Source organism: Roseospira goensis, assembly GCF_014197795.1.
GTDB lineage: Bacteria > Pseudomonadota > Alphaproteobacteria > Rhodospirillales > Rhodospirillaceae > Rhodospira > Rhodospira goensis.
Genome location: NZ_JACIGI010000077.1, coordinates 1 through 1499, shown reverse-complemented (window position 1 = coordinate 1499; position 1499 = coordinate 1). Strand labels below are relative to the sequence as shown.

Here is a 1499-nt window from a genome sequence, read left to right as displayed (position 1 = left end):
GTAGCGTCGGCGCGTCATTCAAGGCTCCCTTCGTTCGGAAGCCTTGAATCATGACACTCCGGAAAAACCAAGCCGATTTATGAGTTTACGCCCTACATCGACAGCGGCTTCGGCCTGCTGCAGGGCGACGTCGCTTTCCTGACCACCATCCTGATCGGTATCGACATCACCCTGGCCGGCCTGTTCTGGGCTCTGGGCGCCGATGACGCGCTGCCCGGCCGGCTGCTGCGCAAGGTGCTCTATGTCGGCGCCTTCGCCTTCATCCTGAACCGCTTCGAGACCCTGGCCGGCATCCTGTTCGACTCCTTCGCTGGTCTGGGCCTGACCGCCGGCGGGCTGGCCGCCGACGACCTGCTGCGCCCCGGCCGCATCGCCGGCACCGGGTTCGAGGCAGCGTGGCCCCTGCTCGATCACATCAAGGGCATGGTCGGCTTCCCCGAGGTGTTCTCCAACCTGCTCAGCGTGGTCGTGCTGCTGCTGGCCTGGGTGCTGGTCATCGTCGCCTTCTTCGTGCTGTCGGTGCAGCTGTTCATCACCATCCTGGAGTTCAAGCTGACCGCCCTGGCCGGCTTCGTCCTGGTCCCCTTCGCGCTTTGGAACAAGACCGCGTTCCTGGCCGAGCGCGTGCTGGGCGCCGTGGTCGCCGCCGGCATCAAGGTCATGGTCCTGGCCGTCATCGTCGGCATCGGGGCCGGCCTGTTCGATACCTTCACCGAGGCTCTCGATGCCGGCGAGCCCACCATCGAAGCCGCCATGTCCCTGGTGCTGGCCTCGCTGGCGCTGCTGGGCCTGGGCATCTTCGGTCCCGGCATCGCCGCCGGTCTGGTCACCGGCGCGCCGCAGCTTGGGGCCGGCGCGGTCCTCGGTACCGGCGGGGCGGCCGCCGGTGTCGCCCTGATCGGCGGGAGTACGGCCCTGGCCGGAGCCCGTCTGGCCGGAACGGGCGGACTGGCCGCCGTGCGCGCCGGCACTGCCCTGGGAACGGGGGCCGCCAGCGCCTTCCGCCTGGGCGGGGCCACGTCCGGGACGAGTGGAGCCGGCGCTACGTTGGCCGGGCTCGGTGGCATGGCCCGCGCCGCCGGGGGTGCCGCCACCCGGCCGCTGCGCGAAGCCGCCGCCGACGGCCGCCGCGCCGCCTGGACCGCCACCGGGGGCACGGCGCCTGCCGGGTCCGGCGGACCCATGCCGACCACCGCCTCATCCGCCCCCGCCTGGGCCCGCCGCCTGCGCACTGAACAACAGATGCGCGCCCGCATGCAGGACGCCCAGCAGACCCTGCGCGACGGCGACCGCCCAGGGGGCGGGGCCGCGCCATCCCTCGGCGACACGGAGGACTGAGCCATGCCCTTCAAACGCCCTGTGCAGCGTTACGGCCGCACCCCCGAGCCCGTCACCCCCTATCAGAAGGTTCATCACGGAATTCCGGGGAAGGCGGCGCGGATCTTGAGAAAGAAGTAGGCGTCATCGCGGAAGCCGTAGGCCATCCGCTTGATGACCTT

At 70.6% G+C, this 1499-nt stretch carries 1 protein-coding gene; it reads left to right on the top strand.

Annotated features, from left to right (window positions below):
- Nucleotides 1-75: 75 nt before the first annotated feature.
- Entirely contained in the window at nucleotides 76-1338 is a 1263-nt protein-coding gene (gene trbL / locus GGD88_RS18395; RefSeq protein ID WP_184438246.1) for a P-type conjugative transfer protein TrbL, read from the top strand.
- The last annotated feature ends 161 nt before the right edge of the window (nucleotides 1339-1499 follow it).